The sequence below is a fragment of the uncultured Streptococcus sp. genome (assembly GCF_963521255.1).
Classification (GTDB): domain Bacteria; phylum Bacillota; class Bacilli; order Lactobacillales; family Streptococcaceae; genus Streptococcus.
Genome location: NZ_CAUQTU010000005.1, coordinates 118,517 through 139,204, shown reverse-complemented (window position 1 = coordinate 139,204; position 20,688 = coordinate 118,517). Strand labels below are relative to the sequence as shown.

Genomic DNA, 20,688 nt, shown 5'->3' with positions numbered 1-20,688 from the left:
TCCTTTTTTCTGATAATTATCAGTTAATATATTTAAGAAGGCTAAATAAAAAGCCCCCCCTAAAATATATAGGCATATTTTAAGAGGTTACACATCATTATACTCTTTTTTTTCCTATAAATCAAGCATTTTCATGTATAGTCGCTAAAGTAATTTCACAAACTCCTATTTGTGGTAAGCCCTTACAAAAATAAAATTTATATTACTTTAGAGATTTTCTATATTATTTGATTGTTCATGTAATTTGATTATAAAAAGGAACTTTCTGATATTTTTTATTAGGTCTTCATTGAGTTTTAGCTATTAATAAGGGATTACAGAATGAAGCTAGATGCACAAGATCTGCCCAAAATAGCTAAAAAATTTGGAAGTTACTCCTACTTTATAAAATAAAATCTATAAAAAAACAAAGCCCAGTTTTAAAGATAAAACTAGGCTTACTATTGATTTTATTTTCCTTCTTTCACTTCTTTGGTTGCCACATCTTCTCCAAACCATTTCTGGCTAATCTCTTGGAACTTCCCTTCTTGGTATAGTTGAACAAAAGCTTGGTTTAAAGCTTGGAGTAATTTTTTATCTGCAGGTCTGACACCGACAGCAAAAGATTCACTTTCAAATCCAGCTGAAAAGACATTGTAGTTATTTAATATTCCTTCAGACTGAAGATAGTAATTAGCATACACTCGGTCAATCAACAAGGCATCAATTCGGTCATTCTTCAAATCAATCAAGGCTTCATTGAAACTCTGGTATTGATTGGCCTTCTGGTCTTTGACACGATTTTTCAATAAATCTGGCTGGGCTTCAAAGTCTAGATAACCAGAGGATCCAGCTTGAGCTCCCAAGGTCTTATCCTTCATATCCTCTACTGAATGAATCTGCTGGCTTTTCTTGGCAACCAGAACCTGCTGATTTTCCATATATGGAATGCTAAAGGCAACTTTCTCTCGGCGTTCATCAGTGGCAGAATAGCCATTCCAGATGGCGTCTATGGTTCCATTTTGCAGTTCCGTCTCCTTCATATCCCAGTCGATTGGCTGAAATTGAACCTTAAAAGCTAATTTTTCAGAGACAGCTTGTGCTAAGTCAATATCAAAGCCTGTATACTGTCCATTCTTTTCTTCAAATCCCATAGGTACGAAGGTATTATCAAAACCGATGGTTATACTCCCCTGCTCTTGATACTTATCCCAGTTATCCTGCTTTGGATCGCTAGCCTTCTGAGTACAAGCTGTTAAAAAGAGAGTCAGGAGCGAAACCAATACCAAAGCAATTTTCTTATTAGTCATTGGCACCTCCTACTTGGGCTCAACCTTGAGAATCTGATCTGCGATATTTTCAGCGAATTGTAAGTCGTGGGTAACGACAATCTGCGTCATGCCAAGTTCCCTATTTTGCAAGATTAACTTTTCAACTTCCAAGCGTAATTCCGGATCCAGGGCAGAAGTCGGCTCATCGTAACCAATGATTTCTGGGTCAATCATCATAGCACGCGCCAAGGCCACCCGTTGCTTTTGCCCACCTGATAGTGAGAATGGATAGGCATCTGCATGTCCTGCTAATCCCAATTGCTCCAAAAGTCCACGCGCCTTCTGTTCAGCCTCATCCTGCTTGATCCCCATAGTTTTCACAGGTGATAAAGTCAAATTATCTAGAACTGATAAATGAGGGAAAAGTTGAAAATCTTGGAATACAAATCCCAGTAGATTCCGCTTCTCCAATTCATCCAGTTCTAAAGGTTCTTCATTATAAAAGATTTGTCCTGAATCAATGGTTTCCAGACCCGCAAGCATACGTAAGAGGGTTGTCTTACCTCCACCAGAAGGTCCTACGATAGCCAGGATTTGTTTTTCAGGAATGCTTAGACTGAAATTAGATAAAATTTGCTTTCCACCAAAGCCCTTATTGATATTTCGTAATTCTAACATGGCAGCCTCCTATCTATAATAACTGTACTTCTTCTCAACTTTTTTGGCAAGAACGGTCACAATACCAATTAAAATCAAGTAAATAGCTCCTGCTAAGAACATCGGAACCAGGCTAGCATCACGATTGGCAGCTGTGCGACTAGCCAAGATAAGGTCTGAAATTCCTAGAGCATAGACCAAGGAAGTATCCTTGACTAAACTCATAACCTCATTAAATACACTTGGAAGAACAATCTTGGTCACTTGGGGCAAGATAATATAGCGTACTGTGGCAAAAGGACTGAACTTCAAGACCTTTGCAGCCTCATATTGGCCTTTAGGAATGGTATCAATCCCGCCACGGAAGATTTCAGCAAAGTAAGCCGCATAATTGAGAACAAAGGCAATAATGGCCGCAGGAAGGCGATCCAAACGAATCCCAATACTTGGGAGCACATAATAGATAAAGATCAATTGCAAGAGCAAGGGGGTACCCCGCATGATCCAGATATAAATATTAATCAGATGATGGAGGGGCTTCCAGTGGACTTGCAAGGCAAAGGCAATCAAAACGCCCAAGGGAATAGAAAAAATCAAGACCAGTGCAAAAACCTGTAAAGTCATGCTTGCACCGCTCAATAAACTCGGTAATATCTCAAACAAATAAGACATACTGACACCTCCTTAAAATAATTGTTCCTATTATAACATAAGAGATTGGTGTTTACAAATGCTTTCTGTTGCTTATTGATAATTGAGTTTTTACTTATTTTTTCCTTAAAATCATTTCCATTAATTACTATCGTTTTTTTAATCATATTCATATTTGTATTCATTTTTATAATCATCTTTACCCCTATAGTTGAGAACCTTGCAATTTGATTCTAATAGTTTCCAAAAGGATCAGTAAGTCATTTCACTGTATTTATTTTTGAAAAAACGACTACTCCTTTAAGAAGATGATTTTACGGATTTGAAATCTGTCTAACCTATTTACGTTTCCTGGATTTTAAATCCACATTTTTAGTCAAACAAAAAAACACAAGCCGTAGCCTACGGAAACATTATCTATTCTAAATAGTCTTTTTCTGTAATTACTTTTAATCTAGTAGAATAATTCTGGAATGTTGAGAATTTAAAGCGTTTAGGATCTTCAAGTTTGTTTCTATCATTTATTTCTAAAGCGCGGTTATAATCTATAATAGCTTTCACTAACTTATTAATTATAGCTTTATCGTTATCCATTACTTTATAATAATCTTCGATTTTCCGAAGGCGGAAAGTTGTATTTAGTAAGTAGCTTTTGTCTTCTAAAATCAAGGTTTTACCAATATCTAATCCTTCAACATATCCTTCTTTTGCCGAATTTCTAAGCTTATACTTCAACTGATACTTTTTAGGAATATAACTTCTAAATGGAATCAAGAAAGTCAATCCCTGTATTTTGACAACAGTTACCGCAAATCCCCTTCCTTTATTCATTACTTCCTTTGTCTTAAAATCATAATCCATGGCTTGAATAAGGTCATAATCCTTGCACATTTTTAAATCAATTTGACCTAATTTTAATACTCAATGAAAATCAAAAGGCAAACTAGGAAGCTAGCCGCAAGCTGTACTTGAGTACGGTAAGGCGACGCTGACGTGGTTTGAATTTGATTTTCGAAGAGTATAGCTTCTTACTTTCCATTCCTATTCCTTATATAAAAAGCTCACTAAAAAGTGAGCAACATTTCCAATGAGATACTTCTGTTGACGAGCGCGTCTCTCCGCCCCCTCATTGCCTAACGATAAGGCTTGACGAATCGAAAGGAGGTGAGTTTTCCTATTTTCAATTCTTCTTATTCTTACACATTTTTTTAATTTTGTCAAACAAAAAACACAAGCCGTAGCCCACTATGTGTAATCTATTTTGAAATTTTAAGATAAGAGTTTTGAAATAAAAACAAAACCCTACCCTTCTAATGAAACAATCTTAACCTGATTTACATAAAAATTCTCGTCACATTGCAATAAAACTTTAGCCATATTTATTTGAAAAAACAGTAAAAAACCGCAATTGTTATCTAGTAATAACTTGCGGTTTTCTGTAATGTATGAATTCTTACAATCTCTCATACAATTCTTGCATTTGTACATCATCTGGAACTAGTTTTAAGTAAACTTGCGCATTGACTTTTGCTTCCTCAAAGTAGCCCAATTCACGCAAGAGATAGATATAGTGTTCCAGAAATTCTGGATTATCCTTTAAATCTCCTGCCAACTCTTGATAATGCTCATAAGCAGTATCCAAATCGTCCATTTCTTGATAAGAACGAGCAATCATCCACTTGGTCAAAAGATTTTCTGGCTCATCACTTTGTAAGTCTAAAATATCCTCATAACGCTCCTGTTCCAGATAAATAGTAGCTAAACGGAGTAAGATTTCTTCCGTATCCTCAGCGTCTGCTTTTGCAGTAAGGAGGTAGTTTTCTGCACCACTAGCATCATGCAGTTCATAAGAGAATTGTGAAGCAGCTAGCAAGAGACGAGTTTCAAAGGGATTTTTCTCCAAGCCTTGCTTAGCGATACGCAGAGCTTCTTGAACTTGGTGTTCCTTATGTAAGGCCTGACTATACCCATACTCATAGCCTTCAAAGTCAGGAGAAATGGTATCAAGCTGCTTAAAATAGAGGACAGCTTTTTGGTACTCTTCTCTATCAAAGTAAAGACTGGCTAACTCAAAAGCTGTTAGGTCATCGTATTCTAACTCCAGGGCTTTTTCTAAAAACTCTGTGGCCGTTTCAAATTTCCCTAACTGGGCATAGGCAAATCCAATCCGTTGATAGGTAGAAATGCCCGTTTGCTCATAAATCGAGCGATTATCTAACTGGGCGTAGCCTTGAATAGCCTCTTGGTAATTTTCCAACTCACTATCCAACTCTGCCAAGCCCAATATTAAGAGAGGATCCTCTGAGTAGGTCAAAGCCTCCAGAAGTTTCTCACGCGCCACATCTGTCAAACCTTCCATCTGATAAAGATCCGCTTTCAGAGCCAAAGCCGACACATACCAGTCACTGTCAGTTTGGATTTCCTCAAGATAGGCAAAGGCTTCCTCAATTTGACCATCCTCGCTAGCAATAGCAGCTAGATTAAGATGAACCTCTGGAAAGTCCTCTACGATTTTCAGGTAAATTTCCTTGGCCTGAGGATAAAAACCAATCCCTTCTAGATAGGTAGCTAACTCATACAGAAGGTCACTTGGATCACTTTCTAAAGCTTTGACGAAATAGTGCTCTGCCTTTGTTAAATCTTGCTCTTCCAAAGCCTGTAACATCTGTTGACTATTGTTCACTCTTTACTTCCTCTCCTTCTAGTTCATATAGGCCACTAACTACCTTATACCATTCAAAAATAGCTGAAATGACAACTTTAGCAGAGGCATAAACTGGAATACCGAGCAAGACTCCCCAGATACCAAACATGGATCCTGAAGTTAACAAGACAAAAAGAACATTAATAGGATGGATGTTTAATTGACTTCCCAAAATCAATGGAGAGACAAAACGGCCTTCAATAGTTTGTTCTACGATAAAGACAATCACCACTTTCAAAAGCATGACTGGCCCAGCAATCAAGCCCAATACTAGGGCAGGAAGCATGGCTAGAAAACTACCCAGATAAGGAACCAGATTTAAAATACCAGCAGTAACACCCAGCGTAACCGCATAACGTAGACCAATAATCTTGAAGAAAATCATAAACATTACTGCTACAATAATAGCCACTGTTACTTGTCCTCGAACATAGTTGGACAACTGCTGATTCACATCTGATAAAACTTGTCCAACAGGTTCTTTCAATTTCGTTGGCATGAATTGGGTCAAATAGTCACGCAAGCCTTTTCCATCACGCAAGAGATAAAAGAGCATGAAAGGAACGATAATCAAGGCAACAATCACTTGAGAGGCCCCGCTAATAAAGGCACTCACCCAGTTGACTGCCTGAGAAGAAACCTTGCTCGCCCAAACTGTAGCCTGACTTGAGAAGTTTGTCAAAACTTGCTCTAACTGAGGTCTAAAATCATCTGGCAAACGCTTGGTGACCAAATCATTAATAACTCTGTCTGCATCTTCGAGATAGATTGGTACATTTCTTGCAAATGTTAAGACCTGACGCTGCAGATTTGGAATAGCTACTGCCAATCCCCAAATGATAAAGAGGGCAATGATGACAAAGACAATACTGATAGCTATAACACGATTAATCTTATGCTTCTCCATCCAATCAACAATAGGATTCAATAAATAATATAGCAGACCAGATAAGATCACTGGCAACATCACGACAGCCAAAAAATCTAAAACAGGTGAAAATAGAAAACTAATCTTACTTAAAATAAAAAGATTCAGTCCCAATAATAAAGTTACCAAAAATACCGTAATTGCCTTGTTGTCTAAAAACCACTTGAAAAACCAAGATAGGCTAAAATGTTTCTCTTTGTGCTCCATAAATACTTCCTTTCTATTGTTCTCTCATTATACCATTTTTAAATCAAAATAACTCTTTTTTAAAGTGCTTACATGAAGACAGCGACATAAAAAAATCCCCTCAAAAGAGGAGATTCAATTATTCTTGAATATGACGGTCTAAGTTCTTCTGATAATCAGCGTTTGATTTGGCTTTTTCATCAGCAAATTTCTTGCGGAACTCATCCATTTCTTTAGTAGTAACAATCTTATCTTGGAGTTTAAGATATTTATAGCTAAGTTCACCGGTCTTATCACCAACCCAACCATAGGCACCTGTTCCAAGAACTTTCTTAGTAAGAAGCATTTGGGCACCGTTTGATTGTACAGGAATCACCAAGGCACTGTCTGTTAACCAAGCTTGAGCTTTTGCATATTTAGCATATCGTTTTTCAAGATTTGTTTTCTCACTATTAGCATCAGTAATTAACTCTTTAAACTTATCTAAGCCAACAGCTTTGATTACTGAACTGTCTTTACCTGGTGTTACACCTAAGGAACTAAGAAGATTTGGTCCAGATGTTGGATCAAATATATCTAGATAAGTTGAAGGATCTGCGTAATCAGGTCCCCATCCACTATTTACATTAATATCCCAGTCAGTATTAGTATTAGAAGTTGCTAGAATTGTCATACTTGACAATTCATCGTCAGAAACTTGTTGAATATCAACTACAACATTATCTGATCCAATAGCTTCCTCGATGGATTGTTTATAAGATTGAGCTTGACGCACAAAATCTGGACGAGTAGAAGATACTGGAATGTCTAAATGAATAGGGAACTGTACTCCATCAGCTTGAAGAGTTTTCTTGGCAGCTTCCAATTTAGCTTTAGCCTTATCTGCATTATGAAGTGAATCCTGGGCATCATCAAGACTAACATCTTTCCAGACATTATCCAATTTATCCAATTCTGTCTTAGTAACTTGACCAAATGTTTGATCTCCTACTTGTACAAATGTTGGAGGAGTTAAACTTGTACGTAATTTACGCGGTGCTACTTCGTCCCCAAATACTTGAGAGATTCCTGCTTTACGATCTGTAGCAAAAGCCAAGGATTGACGGAAATCTTTGTTCAGCAAAGCCTTCTTAGTAGATGATTTTTCTGCATCACTTGTTTTAGCGGTGTGATTGTAGGCAACACGGTCAATATTCGTCGAAATATAGAAAGTATTTCCTTGTTGTTGACTATAAATAATGTTATCTTTGTATTTTTCTTTTAGCCGTTCATAGTTAGCAGAGTTTTTAAAGAGAGGTGCTGCAGGATAATTTCCTTCATCAAAACCACGTCCAAGAGAGTCTGCATCCTGACCATCAAAGTAAGACAACTTGATATCATCAATAAAGACATTTTGTTTATCCCAATAGTTTTGGTTTTTAGTCATTTCAATAGAAGATTTAGATGTAAGACCTTTTAGAAGATAAGCCCCATTGTATAGAATGCTTGTTACATCAGTCGCCTTACCAAAGTCATCTCCTTTAGAAGCTAAAAAGTCTTCGCTAACAGGAGCAAGAACACCCATTGTTGTCTTCGAATTCCAGAAAGATTCTGGATTGTTTAAAGTATAGACTACAGTATAATCATCTGTTGCTTTTACACCAACAGTAGAAAAATCCGTTGTTTTCCCATTTACATAGTCATCTAATCCTTTAATAGAATCCTGTACAAGATAAAGTGCTTCTGATTTCTTGTCAGCTGCGTGTTTTAGACCAGTCACAAAATCCTGAGCCTTAACTTCTCCATATTCTTCGCCTTCATTGGTATACCACTTGATACCCTTACGAATTTTATAAGTATAGGTCAAACCATCTTTGGAAACAGTCCAATCTTCTGCAACTGATGGTACTAGATTCCCGTATTGATCATTTTCTAGTAGTCCATCAATGACATTACCAGTAATCTGTTTTGTAGAATTTTTCCCCGAAACTGTATAATCCAGAGTCGCAGGATCTGATGAAAATACATAGGTATAAGTAACTGGTTTAGTTGCTTCTTTATTCCCATTGCCAGATGAACAAGCTGCTAGAACAGCTGCTGAGAGTACAGCAACTCCAGCTGCTAAGAAAACACGTTTTTTCATAAAAAACTCCTTTGATAATTTGATAGATTTATTATAGCACTTTTCAAAAGGAAATCAATACAAAATCAAATTAAATTTGATATTTTATTATATCTATCTATATGTTATAGAGTTCCTCCAGCTACAATTTTTGTGATATAATAGTCTTATCTTTATTATAGAGGTAAAGTTATGAAAGAAACTGTTTATTTTGGAACTTATACACGTCGTACTTCCCAAGGGATTTACAAGGCAGACTTTGATACAGAAACTGGTCAGCTTTCAAATCTAGAACTTTTTGCAGCTGAGCCAAGTCCAACCTACCTTGCCTTTGACCAGCACCAACATTTATACACTGTTGGTAGCCAAGACGATAAGGGGGGGATTGCAGCCTATCAAACTGATGGAACCTTATTAAATCATGTTGTTGAAGAAGGAGCCCCCCACTGTTATGTTGCCGTTGATGAAAAGCGTGATTTGGTGTACGCAGCAAACTACCACAAGGGACAAGTTTTGGTGTATCAACGTTTAGATGACGGCAGTCTTCTTTTGAGTGATACAGACCAGCATATTGGAAAAGGTCCACATGAAAACCAAGCTTCTCCCCACGTTCACTTTACAGATTTGACACCAGATTGTTATTTAGTCACTTGCGATTTGGGGACAGATCAAGTGATTACCTACGATGTAGACCAAAATGGGAAATTATCTAAACTCTATACCTATCACAGCCAGCCAGGAGCAGGCTCACGTCATATCATTTTCCATAACCACTATAAAATCGCTTATCTGATTTGTGAACTCAATAGCACTATAGAAGTTTTAATCTACGATGGTGTTGGCGAATTTGAACGCATGCAAGTCATTTCAACGTTACCAGAAGGTTACGAAGGTTTTAATGGAACTGCTGCTATTCGTCTCTCTAAAAACGGTAAATACCTCTACGCTTCTAACCGTGGTCATGATTCTATCGCAGTTTATACAATTCTTGCGGACGGTAGTCTAGAGTTATTAGAAATCGTTCCGACACATGGTCAGACGCCACGTGATTTTGATTTGACACCAGACCAAGAATTTGTCATTGCTGTTCATCAAGACTCTGACAATGCAACCGTCTTTAAACGCAATCTTGAAACTGGTCGTCTAGCCGAACTTTCTAACGACTTCCATGTACCAGAAGCAGTCTGCATCAGTTTTGCTCCTTAAGAAAACATAAAAAATGAACTTGGTAACTCAAGTTCATTTTTTCTTATAGTCTTTTTCCGACATTGATACGATTAATAGCACGTTGCAAAGCAATCTTAGCACGACGCTCTTGGTCAATCAAGTGTTTTTCGTGGGCTTCTTCGATTTCGCGCTCCGCACGAAGCTTAGCACGTTCTGCACGGCTAACATCGATATCACGAGCACGTTCTGCAGAATCAGCAACGATTGTGATGGTATTATTGGCAATTTCAATAACGCCTCCGTTTACTGCAATCCAGTTCACGTGATCTTCATCATCAATACGTTTTACCTTTACTTCATCAACTGCTAAAACCGCAATCATATTTTCATGTCGTGGCAAGATCCCCATCTCACCATCCAGAGTTCGAACTGATACATAGCTGGCATGGTGATCATAGACGAGACCATCTGGTGTCACGATCTGGACAGTTAACTGAGCCATAGATCACCTCTTAAAATCCCATTTTTTCAGCTTTTGCAATCACATCTTCGATAGAACCTACACCACGGAAGGCATCTTCTGGTAACTGGTCATGTTTACCATCAAGGATTTCCTTAAAGCCACGAACAGTTTCAGCAACTGGAACATAAGAACCTGGCTGACCAGTAAATTGTTCCGCAACGTTGAAGTTTTGTGACAAGAAGAACTGGATACGACGGGCACGAGCAACCAAGGTCTTTTCTTCATCAGAAAGCTCATCCATACCAAGGATAGCAATGATATCTTGCAATTCATGGTAACGTTGAAGGACACGTTTTACTTCAGCAGCAACTGCATAGTGCTCTTCTCCAACGATTTCAGGTGCCAAGGCACGTGAGCTTGAAGCAAGTGGATCAACGGCTGGGTAGATACCCAATTGTACCAACTTACGTTCTAAGTTTGTTGTTGAATCCAAGTGAGCGAAGGCTGTTGCTGGCGCTGGGTCAGTATAGTCATCCGCTGGCACATAGATAGCCTGGATAGAGGTTACAGAACCTTTCTTGGTTGATGTGATACGTTCTTGCAATTGACCCATTTCCGTAGCAAGTGTTGGTTGGTAACCAACGGCTGATGGCATACGACCCAAAAGGGCAGATACTTCTGAACCAGCCTGAGTGAAACGGAAGATATTATCGATAAAGAGAAGCACGTCTTGGCCTTCTACATCACGGAAGTATTCAGCGATTGTCAAACCAGTAAGGGCAACACGCATACGTGCTCCTGGTGGCTCATTCATCTGACCAAATACCATGGCTGTTTTCTCGATAACACCTGATTCTTTCATTTCCCAGTAAAGGTCATTCCCCTCACGAGTACGTTCCCCAACACCAGTAAATACTGAGATACCACCGTGTTCTTGGGCAATGTTGTGAATCAATTCTTGGATCAAGACAGTTTTACCAACTCCGGCACCACCGAAAAGTCCAACCTTCCCACCTTTAAGGTAAGGGGCAAGAAGGTCGATAACCTTAATCCCTGTTTCAAGGATTTCAGAAGAGGTAGACAACTCATCAAAAGTTGGAGCTTTTTTATGAATTGGCTGACGCTCTGCATCTTCTGTAAAAGGAGCTTCCAAGTCAATGGTATCTCCCAAAACGTTGAAGACACGTCCCAAAGTTTCTTTACCTACTGGTACAGAGATTGGACGACCTGTGTCCAATACTTCCATTCCACGAGTCAAACCATCTGTTGATTCCATGGCGATAGTACGAACCATACCATCTCCCAACTCCAAGGCTACTTCAAGGACGATTTTTGTTTTTCTTTCGTCATTTTTGTAGACGACAAGTGCATTGTTAATCTCAGGAAGTTTTTCCCCTGCTGCAAACAAAACGTCTACAACGGGTCCAATAACCTGAGCAATTTTACCTGAACTCATCTCCTTCTCCTATTCTATATAAGATACTATCGGTTCCTAGTTCTACTAGGTCCTAAGTTCATTTTCATCCGAGCTGAACTAAAGCCTATTCTAAGGCACTAGCTCCTGCTACGATTTCTGTAATTTCTTGTGTAATCGCCGCCTGTCTGGCACGGTTATACTGAATTGTCAAATCATTGATGACTTTCTTAGCATTATCAGTCGCTGTTTGCATGGCTGTCATACCAGCAGCATTTTCAGCTGTCTTGGCATCGATAATAGCACCGTAAATCATACTTTCTGCAAACTGAGGCAATAACTGCTCCAAAATTTCTTCTCGACTGGTTTCCAATTCAAAAGTCAAGCTGTACTCTTCATCCGCTTCATTTGGATCCAAGTCAACAATCGGAAGCATTTGTTCCACACGCATTTGACTGGTTAGCGTATTGACATGGTGGTTGTAGCAGACATAGAGTTCATCAAAAAGTTCATTTTGGTACATTTCAACAGTTTTTGAAATAATCTTACGAACTTCATCAAAGCTAGGTTGGTCTGCCAAGCCACGTAGTTCATAAAGTGGTTGAATACCACGAGCTTTAAAGAAATCAGCTCCCATTCCACCAATACAGATCATTTCAAAACCTGTACCATCTGGGTGGTATTCTTCTTTCAACTCCATAACAGCTTTCAAAATAGAAGAATTATAACCTCCAACCAAACCGCGGTCTGAAGTAATGACGATATAGCCTGTCTTCTTCACGGGACGGCTAATCAACATCGGATTGGTTGAACCACCAGCTCCATTACCATGAAGGATATCTGTCAAAAGTTTACGCACTTTCTGAGCGTAAACTTGGAAGTTGCGAGCAGCTTCTTCAGAGCGACCAAGCTTAGCAGCTGAGACCATTTGCATGGCATTAGTGATTTGACTCGTATTTTTTGTTGAGGCGATTTTTGTTTTAATATCATTTAGAGATACTGCCATCTGACACCTCTATTCTTATTGGAAGCTGGTTTGATTGAGAAACTCTGTAATCGCAGCATCCAAGACTGCTTCTTCTGGCAAGTCTTTTGTATCACGAATGGTTTCCAAAATCTCTGGATGTTGAGCGTCAAAGAAGGCATGGAACTCTTCCTCGAAACGAACAATGTCATCTACTGGAACAGTATCCAAGAAACCATGTGTCAAAGCATAGAGAATGGTTACTTGTTTCTCAACAGGTAATGGTTTGTGAACAGGTTGTTTCAAGACCTCAACGGTACGACGTCCACGATTCAACTTAGCTTGTGTTGCCGCATCCAAGTCAGAACCAAACTTAGTGAAGGCTTCCAACTCACGATATGAAGCAAGGTCGATACGAAGAGTACCCGCAACCTTCTTCATGGCTTTGATTTGTGCAGAACCACCTACACGAGATACAGATGAACCCGCATCAATGGCTGGACGAATACCCGCATTGAAAAGACCATCACCAAGGAAAATTTGTCCATCAGTGATAGAAATCACGTTGGTTGCGATATAGGCAGAGATATCTCCTGCTTGTGTCTCGATAAATGGTAGGGCTGTAATTGATCCACCACCAAGTTCATCAGAAACCTTAGCTGAGCGCTCAAGCAAACGGCTATGAAGGTAGAAAACATCCCCTGGGAAGGCTTCACGACCTGGAGGACGACGAAGTAAGAGAGACAGTTCACGATAAGCTACCGCTTGTTTTGATAAATCATCATAAACGATCAAAACATGCTTCCCTTGGTACATAAATTCTTCCGCCATGGCAACCCCAGCATAAGGAGCTAGGAAAAGCAATGGAGATGGTTGTGAAGCAGAGGCTGTCACAACGATTGTGTAATCCAAGGCACCGTACTGACGAAGTGTTTCTACTTGCGTACGAACTGTTGATTCTTTTTGTCCAATCGCTACGTAGATACAGATCATATCTTGACCTTTTTGGTTCAAGATTGTGTCAATCGCAATGGTTGTTTTCCCTGTCTGACGGTCACCGATAATCAACTCACGTTGACCACGGCCAATCGGTACAAGGGCGTCAATAGCTTTCAAACCAGTTTGCAATGGTTCTGATACAGACTTACGTTGCATAACACCAGGAGCTGGCGCTTCTACTGGACGAGTTTTATCTGTATGGATTTCTCCAAGACCGTCAACTGGACGACCGAGTGGATCCACAACACGACCAATGAGACTTTCACCTACTGGGACTTCCATGATTTTACCTGTACGGCGGATTGTATCGCCTTCACGGATATCTGTAAAGTCACCAAGGATGATAATACCGACGTCTGTTGACTCCAAGTTTTGAGCCATACCATAAGAGCCGTTTTCAAAAATCAACAACTCTCCACTCATGGCATTTTCAAGGCCGTGAGCACGCGCGATACCGTCCCCGATATAGGTTACAACACCTGTTTCAGTCACATCAAAATTGGGTTTGAAATTTTCAATTTGTTGCTTAATTAAAGCGCTGATTTCTTGTGCGTTAATTGCCAAAAGAACACCACTTTCTATTTCAAATTTTCTTTAACAACTTTAAGTTGTTGTTTAATACTCACATCAATTGTCTTGTGATTGGCAAAAATGACAAAACCACCAATGAGACTTTCATCGATTTCTTCTTTTACACTCCGCACTTTCAGAGACATTTTTTTCTCAATCAAAGGGAGCAAGCGACTCTTTTGTTCATCAGTTAGAGGATGAGCAGACGTAATCGTCACTTCAAATCGATTTGTTTCTTTTTCAAGTCGGTTCAAGCAATCTACAAGCACATCATAAAAAAGATTTGCTCTGTGATTGTATGCCAGAACCTGGATCAAGTTTTGCAATAAAGGTGACACTGAGTCTTGGAAGAAAGTAATCGTTTTTTCCTTGTCAGACTCGTCTACTGCCACTTTTTTTAAAAAAGAAGGTAAACCTGTTTCTTCAGCAACTTGCTTGATTTGAGTCAAGTCTGAAAAAATACGGTCTTCTTCTCCTTTTTCAAGTACCAATTGGACAAAAGGCATGCTGTATTTTTCAATTACCTTTACTGTTTTCTTGTCCATTAAGCTTCTCCTAGCTGATCGATATACTGATCAATGAGTTCTTTATGGGCATGACCGTCAAGGTTTTGTGAGATGATTTTACCAGCCAAGCTGATTGTCAAATCTGCTACCTCACCCTTAACGCTTTGTAAAGCTTCAGCTTTGTTTTGAGCAATTTCTTGGTTTGCTTTTTCTTTTAAGCGTCCTGCTTCTAGTTTAGCATCTGCTAAAATACTAGCCTTACTTTTCTCAGCTGTTTCTTTCGCATTCTCAATGATTGTCTTAGCTTCTTTACGGCTACCAGCCAATTCATCTTCGCGTTTTTGAGCCAATACTTCTGCTTTTTGACGGGCTTCTTCAGCTCTGTCAATATCTGAAGCAATTTTTTCAGCTCTTTCTTCGAAAATGCCGGTAATATTAGACCATGCAAATTTTTTAATCAAGACTAGCAAAAGGATAAAAGAGCCAGCGATTAAAATAAAATTACCAATTAATTCACCTACTGTTACGTGCATCAGTTACTCCTTTCTACTCTTCATCATTAATTTTATTTCCTAGGTACATAGAGGATAATAGTGTAAAGACATAGGCCTGTACACAAGAAATGAACACGGAAAATGCAGTCCAAACTAAGTTTGTCCCAAATGCGATTGGATACCAAAAAATAGCCTGATGTGAAAGTAAAAGAAGCAAGCTTGTCATTACTTCACCTGCAAAGATATTCCCAAAAATCCGCAAAGCAAGAGAAAGGAAATTCGTGACCTCTTCAAGTAGATTCATCGGTGTCATAAATGCAGGAGTTACAAAACCTTTTAGGTATTGTTTAATCCCACGACGACGAATCCCCTCAATGTGCGCCATCACAATAATACAGAAAGACAAGACAAGGTCAAATGAAAGATTTGCAGTTGGCGATGTCCAAAGATTTGTCCCATCTGTTGTTTGAAGTTTAGCCATCAAACCAAGATTATTGGCGATGACCATAAAAAGAAATAAAGATAAGTAAAAGAGTGAGTAATCTTTTATGTAGTGGGAACCAAGGTTAGGTTCTGTAAATCCAATTACAAAATCATAGAGATACTCTAGTACATTTTGTTTACCTTTGGGTTTCAAGGTCATATTACGACTTGCCCAATAGATAAATGCAAAAATCAGAAACACAGACAGCAAAGTCAAGGCTGTCAAAGTTAAATCAAAGGTAACAGGACCAATATTGATGGTTGGATTGATACTTTCTTCCATCTAACATTCTCCCTTCTCCAATTTATATTTCGTTATTTAATAATAAATGAGAAGACAAGAGTTACGAAGAAAGTTCCTTCAATAAAGGCAACCCCTAAAAACATCAAGCTACGAAACTCAGCGATAATATCTGGTTGGCGAGCTACTGATTTCAACAAACCATTCATCAACATACCCTCACCAAGAGATACACCCATACAGGCAAGACATAGACCGAAAAATGTTAAATTCATGACGAATTCTCCTTTTAATTAAAATTTACTTACTTAGTTTAGTCCTAAAAATTGGATTTGTCAACTTTTTTATAACGTTGAAAGCGTTTAATGAAAATTATTTACAATTTCACTATTTTTGAGCCTATTATATAGAAAACTTTGTAAAAAACTTGTAATAAATCCAACTATTATCGAGACATTTCTGAAAAATACTGAAAAGATGCTGGGTAAAAAGGCTTATAAATCAAAAAACTGTATAGTATAAAGTATTGAAAAACTTGATACTATACAGTTTATTATAAGAATATTTACTTCATTTTCTCTTGGAATTGAGTTTTAGACTACTTCAAAACTAGATGATTTGCTATTTAAAATAGCGTTCCTTATGATTTTGGCAACCTGGATTAAAGCGAGAAAAACAAAAGGGGCAACTTAAGCTTTCTTTATATTGCTTATATGTTAGTAGTTTTAGACAAACACCACATAAAATAGGCTTATCCTGTGTCAAAGATAAGGGATAGGGCTCAAAAGGGTGATTTTCTAATGAATCATGACACCGATAACAAGCATAGTACTTTTTACAGTCATAGCATTGTAAAGCAATAATATCCAATTTGCTATGATAATGAATACATCTTGTTTGCTTATCTACTAAGAAACCCTGTGCCTCTGTCATTTACTTTTCCTTTCTTAAGCTCTGACTGTGACACTGGTTCCATCTTCTTTGTAGAGATTAATGAGTCCTTCTTTTAATGCACGAACCATGTCTCCTGCTTGAACAGGTTGAGGCACCTTAATAGTCAATAGTTCCATTGGATTTGGAGCGCGATCGATCTTATTTCCTTTAGCATCATGCAAATCTTCAATATAAGTTTCAAAATGACGGAAACCTGGGCCGTAAAACTCAACTTGGTCGCCTTCGTTAATGACGTTACGTTGACGAATAGTTGCTGTTTGTGTCGCATCATCATAAGAAACCACTTCAGCGACAAACTTGTACTCAGGAATTTTACGGCGAGCACCAAACAATTGCTCATTTTCAGATGGTGTACCGTAGTAGAAACCTGTTGCCAATTCACGTTGAGCAACCTTCCACATTTCGTCCACCAAGTCTTGTTTGATCGCTTCAAACTTTTCAGGACTTTCAAGATATGCATCCACAGCCGCCTTGTAGCAGTTGGTTACTGTTGATACGTAGTGAATAGACTTCATACGTCCTTCAATCTTCAGACTGTCCACACCATTTTCAATCATATCTGGGATATGGTCAATCATAGACATGTCAACGGCTGACATTGAAAATTCTTCTGGAATCTCACCCTTCAAGCTCTTACGTTCCTTCCCAAATGGCATATCGTAAAGATCATACTTCCAACGGCAAGACTGAGAGCAACCACCACGGTTAGCATCACGCATACTCATATGGTTTGAAAGAGTACAACGACCAGAGTAAGAAATACACATGGCTCCGTGGACAAAAGCTTCAATCTCAACGTCTGTACGTTTGCGGATTTCAGCTAATTCTTCCATAGAAACCTCACGCGCCAAAACGACACGTGTTAAGCCCAGTTCTTTCCAGAACTCAAGAGTTTCATAGTTAGTGGCACTTGCTTGGGTAGAGAGGTGAATTTCAAGACCTGGCGCTTCTGTCGCTGCAATCATGATTAAGGCAGGGTCAGACACGATAACTGCCGCGATTCCGATATCACGCAGTTTACGGAACCACTCACCAGCCCCCTCTTCATTTCCTTCGTGCATAACCATGTTGGCAGCTACATAGACCTTAGCACCATACTTGGCAGCAAACTGGACGCCTTCTTCCATTTGTTCAAAGGTAAAGTTACCTGCACGGCTACGAAGACCATAGGCCTGACCACCGATAAAGACAGCATCTGCCCCATACTGAACAGCTACTTTTAGCTTCTCTAAAGTCCCTGCAGGTGATAAAACCTCAGGACGTTTTAATGTTTTTGTCATGTTTTCTCCTATTTGCAATATAAAAGTTTGACGTTTTTCCTTCTCATTTTATAGTAAATAAGCCATAAAATCAAGCCTAGACAGATTGTTTTGACAATTCTAATCTTTTAAGATTTGCATAATAATTGTTAAACTATCGAATATAAACCAATTTTAACAAGTAGTCAAAAAGTCTAGAAAAGTAAAAACCAGTATCCAAAGATACTGGCTAGTGAAAATACATAAATGAGCCCTTAAATGACTATTCCCACTCAACGGTTGCAGGTGGTTTACTTGTAATATCGTAGACGATACGGTTAACGTGATCCACTTCGTTTACGATACGTACTGAGATTTTTTGTAGGACATCCCAAGGAATTTTGGCAAAATCAGCAGTCATACCATCGATAGAGGTAATAGCACGGATTGCAATTGTGTAGTCATACGTACGACCGTCACCCATAACCCCAACTGAACGAACGCCTGTGTTCACTGTGAAGTATTGCCAGATATCGCGGTCAAGACCAGCTTTAGCAATTTCCTCACGAAGAATAGCGTCTGACTCACGAACTGTTTCAAGTTTCTCTTCAGTGATTTCACCCATGACACGGATAGCAAGTCCTGGTCCTGGGAATGGTTGGCGCCATACGATATGGTCTGGCATACCAAGCTCTGTACCAAGGGCACGAACTTCGTCTTTATAGAGGGTGTTGAGTGGTTCAATCAATTCAAACTGCATGTCTTCTGGAAGACCACCCACGTTGTGGTGTGACTTGATAGTTTGAGCTGTGTCTGTACCTGATTCGATAACGTCAGTATATAAGGTACCTTGAGCAAGGAATTTCACATCTTTGAGCTTGCTTGCTTCGTCATCAAATACATAGACAAACTCGTTACCGATGATTTTACGTTTTTGTTCAGGGTCAGAAACGCCAGCAAGTTTGTCAAGGAAACGTTTTGCAGCGTCTGCTTTGACGATATTCAAACCAAACTTACCACCAAGCATGTCCATAACTTGATCCGCTTCACCTTTACGAAGAAGACCGTGGTCTACGAAGATACAGATCAATTGATCGCCAATTGCCTTTTGGAGAAGAACACCAACGACAGATGAGTCAACTCCACCTGATAGACCAAGAAGGACACGTTTATCACCGACTGTTTTACGGATTTTTTGGATCTGCATGTCAATGAAGTTATCCATTGTCCAGTCGCCTTTAGCCTTACAGATGTTAAGGGCAAAGTTACGAAGGATATCATTTCCGTATACAGAATGACGAACTTCTGGGTGGAATTGGATACCGTAAATGTGTTTATCTGGGTTTTCGATGGCTGCGTATGGACAGTCAGCTGAAGTTCCAGTACGAACGAAATCAGCAGGAATCTCAGTAACTGCATCACCATGGCTCATCAGAACAGTCTGTTCATCAGGTGTTGATTCAAAAAGAGCTGATGGTGTATGTGTTAGGGTTGATTGACCGTATTCACGATTTCCAGCATCAGCTGCAGGGACAACTTTCCCTCCAAGTTTATGGGTTAATAATTGCATACCATAACAGATTCCCAAAATTGGAACTCCAAGCTCGAAGATTTCTGGGTCAATATCGAATGAACCATCTTCGTATACAGAGTTTGGACCACCTGAAAGGATGATTCCTACAGGATTGATTTCACGAACTTCAGCAGCTGAAATTTTATGGCTCTTTAATTCTGAAAAAACACCAATCTCACGGATACGGCGTGAAATCAGCTGGTTGTATTGGCTACCATAATCCAATACGATGATTTTTTCTACATCTTGCAAATCAGTTGAAATGTTGCTCATCTTTTTCCTTTCTCAAAAGAAATATCTTTTTCCAATATTCTATCACAAATAAGGGCGAATTACCAACTAAACAAGGCGAAGATTGACTTTTTCTAGTTTATTGGGGTACAATAGAGAAAAGATAGAAATGAAGTGAAAAATATGCTACCCGCTTATATGAAAATCCATGATCAGATTAAAAAGGATATTGACGAACATCGTTGGGCCATTGGCGAGAGACTTCCCAGTGAAAGAGACTTAGCAGAGCAGTTTGAGGTCAGCCGCATGACCCTCCGCCAAGCCGTATCTCTATTAGTCGAAGAAGGTGTCATAGAGCGCCGTGTAGGAAGCGGCACCTTTGTTTCCAGTACTCGAGTACAAGAAAAGATGCGAGGGACAACCAGTTTTACTGAAATTGTCAAATCTCAAGGCAAAATTCCCTCTAGCCAGCTCATTTCTTACAGAAAAACCATTCCCAATGAGCAGGAAGTTGCTAAACTAGGAATTTCTCCTACCGAAAATATTATCCGAATGGAGCGTGTTCGCTATGCCGACCAAGTCCCTCTGGTTTATGAAGTTGCTTCTATTCCTGAAAAATTCATTAAGGATTTTAAGAAAGAAGAAATCACCAGTCATTTCTTCCAAACCTTGCAAAAACATGGCTACCGCATCGGCAAATCACAACAGACTATTTATGCTCGCCTCGCTAAAGAAAAAATTGCCCACTATTTGGAAGTTGAAAAAGGACATGCTATTCTTGGACTGACTCAGGTTTCTTACCTAGAAGATGGTACTGCTTTTGAATACGTAAAAAGTCAATATGTAGGCGAACGTTTTGAATTTTATCTTGAAAACAATTAGATTACTAGACAAAAACTCTCTGTCACGGACAA

Annotated in this window: 20 protein-coding genes; 2 read left to right on the top strand and 18 right to left on the bottom strand. The window is 39.0% G+C overall.

The window, feature by feature from the left end:
- Positions 1–449: 449 nt before the first annotated feature.
- The 7 genes from RWP09_RS05420 to RWP09_RS05390 form a co-directional block, all read right to left on the bottom strand.
- A complete protein-coding gene (locus RWP09_RS05420) occupies positions 450–1,289 on the bottom strand; it encodes an amino acid ABC transporter substrate-binding protein (RefSeq protein ID WP_314434830.1) in 840 nt (279 codons plus the stop codon).
- A gap of 9 nt (positions 1,290–1,298) precedes the next feature.
- Positions 1,299–1,928 (bottom strand): amino acid ABC transporter ATP-binding protein, encoded by a 630-nt coding sequence (locus RWP09_RS05415; protein WP_314434828.1) that lies wholly within the window; start codon positions 1,926–1,928, stop codon positions 1,299–1,301.
- Between the two features lie 9 nt (positions 1,929–1,937).
- Positions 1,938–2,579, bottom strand: coding sequence for an amino acid ABC transporter permease (locus RWP09_RS05410; protein ID WP_314434826.1), 642 nt, complete (start codon positions 2,577–2,579; stop codon positions 1,938–1,940).
- Positions 2,580–2,975: 396 nt separating this feature from the next.
- Positions 2,976–3,449, bottom strand: coding sequence for a hypothetical protein (locus tag RWP09_RS05405; RefSeq protein WP_314434823.1), 474 nt, complete (start codon positions 3,447–3,449; stop codon positions 2,976–2,978).
- A 562-nt stretch (positions 3,450–4,011) separates the two neighbouring features.
- Positions 4,012–5,241 carry a tetratricopeptide repeat protein gene (locus tag RWP09_RS05400; protein ID WP_314434820.1) on the bottom strand — a complete coding sequence of 410 codons (1,230 nt, stop codon included), beginning with the start codon at positions 5,239–5,241 and terminating at the stop codon, positions 4,012–4,014.
- Positions 5,231–6,397 carry an AI-2E family transporter gene (locus tag RWP09_RS05395; RefSeq protein ID WP_314434818.1) on the bottom strand — a complete coding sequence of 389 codons (1,167 nt, stop codon included), beginning with the start codon at positions 6,395–6,397 and terminating at the stop codon, positions 5,231–5,233. The genes RWP09_RS05400 and RWP09_RS05395 overlap by 11 nt, the downstream gene beginning before the upstream one ends.
- 118 nt (positions 6,398–6,515) lie before the next feature.
- Positions 6,516–8,498, bottom strand: coding sequence for a peptide ABC transporter substrate-binding protein (locus RWP09_RS05390; RefSeq protein WP_314434815.1), 1,983 nt, complete (start codon positions 8,496–8,498; stop codon positions 6,516–6,518).
- 171 nt (positions 8,499–8,669) lie between these two features.
- Here RWP09_RS05390 and RWP09_RS05385 point away from each other — a divergent pair, with 171 nt between their 5' ends.
- A complete protein-coding gene (locus RWP09_RS05385) occupies positions 8,670–9,683 on the top strand; it encodes a lactonase family protein (protein WP_314434813.1) in 1,014 nt (337 codons plus the stop codon).
- A 43-nt stretch (positions 9,684–9,726) separates the two neighbouring features.
- Here the strand turns inward: RWP09_RS05385 and RWP09_RS05380 are convergent, their stop codons facing one another.
- From RWP09_RS05380 to guaA, 11 genes are all read right to left on the bottom strand, one after another.
- Positions 9,727–10,146 (bottom strand): F0F1 ATP synthase subunit epsilon, encoded by a 420-nt coding sequence (locus RWP09_RS05380; RefSeq protein ID WP_000068045.1) that lies wholly within the window; start codon positions 10,144–10,146, stop codon positions 9,727–9,729.
- A 10-nt stretch (positions 10,147–10,156) separates the two neighbouring features.
- Positions 10,157–11,563 carry a F0F1 ATP synthase subunit beta gene (atpD, locus tag RWP09_RS05375; RefSeq protein ID WP_000094358.1) on the bottom strand — a complete coding sequence of 469 codons (1,407 nt, stop codon included), beginning with the start codon at positions 11,561–11,563 and terminating at the stop codon, positions 10,157–10,159.
- Between the two features lie 85 nt (positions 11,564–11,648).
- Entirely contained in the window at positions 11,649–12,527 is an 879-nt protein-coding gene (locus RWP09_RS05370) for a F0F1 ATP synthase subunit gamma (RefSeq protein ID WP_000301221.1), read from the bottom strand.
- Positions 12,528–12,542: 15 nt separating this feature from the next.
- Positions 12,543–14,048: a F0F1 ATP synthase subunit alpha gene (atpA, locus tag RWP09_RS05365; RefSeq protein ID WP_000996629.1), complete on the bottom strand. Its 1,506-nt coding sequence runs from the start codon at positions 14,046–14,048 to the stop codon at positions 12,543–12,545.
- A 14-nt stretch (positions 14,049–14,062) separates the two neighbouring features.
- Positions 14,063–14,599: a F0F1 ATP synthase subunit delta gene (locus RWP09_RS05360; RefSeq protein ID WP_314434811.1), complete on the bottom strand. Its 537-nt coding sequence runs from the start codon at positions 14,597–14,599 to the stop codon at positions 14,063–14,065.
- On the bottom strand, positions 14,599–15,093 hold the full coding sequence (gene atpF / locus RWP09_RS05355; protein ID WP_000558549.1) for a F0F1 ATP synthase subunit B: 495 nt from the start codon (positions 15,091–15,093) through the stop codon (positions 14,599–14,601). Before atpF ends, RWP09_RS05360 begins: the two co-directional genes overlap by 1 nt.
- A gap of 13 nt (positions 15,094–15,106) precedes the next feature.
- A complete protein-coding gene (gene atpB, locus RWP09_RS05350) occupies positions 15,107–15,820 on the bottom strand; it encodes a F0F1 ATP synthase subunit A (RefSeq protein ID WP_314434808.1) in 714 nt (237 codons plus the stop codon).
- Positions 15,821–15,852: 32 nt separating this feature from the next.
- The gene (locus RWP09_RS05345; protein WP_001054559.1) at positions 15,853–16,053 is read right to left on the bottom strand and encodes a F0F1 ATP synthase subunit C; all 201 of its coding nucleotides are present in this window, start codon (positions 16,051–16,053) and stop codon (positions 15,853–15,855) included.
- A gap of 346 nt (positions 16,054–16,399) precedes the next feature.
- On the bottom strand, positions 16,400–16,711 hold the full coding sequence (locus RWP09_RS05340) for a CHY zinc finger protein (protein WP_314434806.1): 312 nt from the start codon (positions 16,709–16,711) through the stop codon (positions 16,400–16,402).
- A gap of 14 nt (positions 16,712–16,725) precedes the next feature.
- Positions 16,726–18,012, bottom strand: a complete 1,287-nt coding sequence (locus RWP09_RS05335; protein ID WP_102210931.1) for a U32 family peptidase — start codon at positions 18,010–18,012, stop codon at positions 16,726–16,728.
- A 241-nt stretch (positions 18,013–18,253) separates the two neighbouring features.
- The gene (gene guaA, locus RWP09_RS05330; RefSeq protein ID WP_033688968.1) at positions 18,254–19,816 is read right to left on the bottom strand and encodes a glutamine-hydrolyzing GMP synthase; all 1,563 of its coding nucleotides are present in this window, start codon (positions 19,814–19,816) and stop codon (positions 18,254–18,256) included.
- A gap of 141 nt (positions 19,817–19,957) precedes the next feature.
- On the opposite strand from guaA, the gene RWP09_RS05325 reads away from it, so the two are divergent.
- The gene (locus tag RWP09_RS05325; RefSeq protein ID WP_314434802.1) at positions 19,958–20,656 is read left to right on the top strand and encodes a GntR family transcriptional regulator; all 699 of its coding nucleotides are present in this window, start codon (positions 19,958–19,960) and stop codon (positions 20,654–20,656) included.
- Positions 20,657–20,688: the final 32 nt, after the last annotated feature.

Coding starts and splice junctions, on each gene's coding strand:
- RWP09_RS05380 (WP_000068045.1), bottom strand. CDS start 10,146: ATGGCTCAGTTAACTGTCCAGATCGTGACACCAGATGGTCTCGTCTAT.
- RWP09_RS05325 (WP_314434802.1), top strand. CDS start 19,958: ATGCTACCCGCTTATATGAAAATCCATGATCAGATTAAAAAGGATATT.
- atpD (WP_000094358.1), bottom strand. CDS start 11,563: ATGAGTTCAGGTAAAATTGCTCAGGTTATTGGACCCGTTGTAGACGTT.
- RWP09_RS05335 (WP_102210931.1), bottom strand. CDS start 18,012: ATGACAAAAACATTAAAACGTCCTGAGGTTTTATCACCTGCAGGGACT.
- RWP09_RS05395 (WP_314434818.1), bottom strand. CDS start 6,397: ATGGAGCACAAAGAGAAACATTTTAGCCTATCTTGGTTTTTCAAGTGG.
- RWP09_RS05360 (WP_314434811.1), bottom strand. CDS start 14,599: ATGGACAAGAAAACAGTAAAGGTAATTGAAAAATACAGCATGCCTTTT.
- RWP09_RS05415 (WP_314434828.1), bottom strand. CDS start 1,928: ATGTTAGAATTACGAAATATCAATAAGGGCTTTGGTGGAAAGCAAATT.
- atpF (WP_000558549.1), bottom strand. CDS start 15,093: ATGCACGTAACAGTAGGTGAATTAATTGGTAATTTTATTTTAATCGCT.
- RWP09_RS05405 (WP_314434823.1), bottom strand. CDS start 3,449: ATGTGCAAGGATTATGACCTTATTCAAGCCATGGATTATGATTTTAAG.
- guaA (WP_033688968.1), bottom strand. CDS start 19,816: ATGAGCAACATTTCAACTGATTTGCAAGATGTAGAAAAAATCATCGTA.
- RWP09_RS05385 (WP_314434813.1), top strand. CDS start 8,670: ATGAAAGAAACTGTTTATTTTGGAACTTATACACGTCGTACTTCCCAA.
- RWP09_RS05420 (WP_314434830.1), bottom strand. CDS start 1,289: ATGACTAATAAGAAAATTGCTTTGGTATTGGTTTCGCTCCTGACTCTC.
- atpB (WP_314434808.1), bottom strand. CDS start 15,820: ATGGAAGAAAGTATCAATCCAACCATCAATATTGGTCCTGTTACCTTT.
- RWP09_RS05390 (WP_314434815.1), bottom strand. CDS start 8,498: ATGAAAAAACGTGTTTTCTTAGCAGCTGGAGTTGCTGTACTCTCAGCA.
- RWP09_RS05370 (WP_000301221.1), bottom strand. CDS start 12,527: ATGGCAGTATCTCTAAATGATATTAAAACAAAAATCGCCTCAACAAAA.
- RWP09_RS05345 (WP_001054559.1), bottom strand. CDS start 16,053: ATGAATTTAACATTTTTCGGTCTATGTCTTGCCTGTATGGGTGTATCT.
- RWP09_RS05340 (WP_314434806.1), bottom strand. CDS start 16,711: ATGACAGAGGCACAGGGTTTCTTAGTAGATAAGCAAACAAGATGTATT.
- RWP09_RS05410 (WP_314434826.1), bottom strand. CDS start 2,579: ATGTCTTATTTGTTTGAGATATTACCGAGTTTATTGAGCGGTGCAAGC.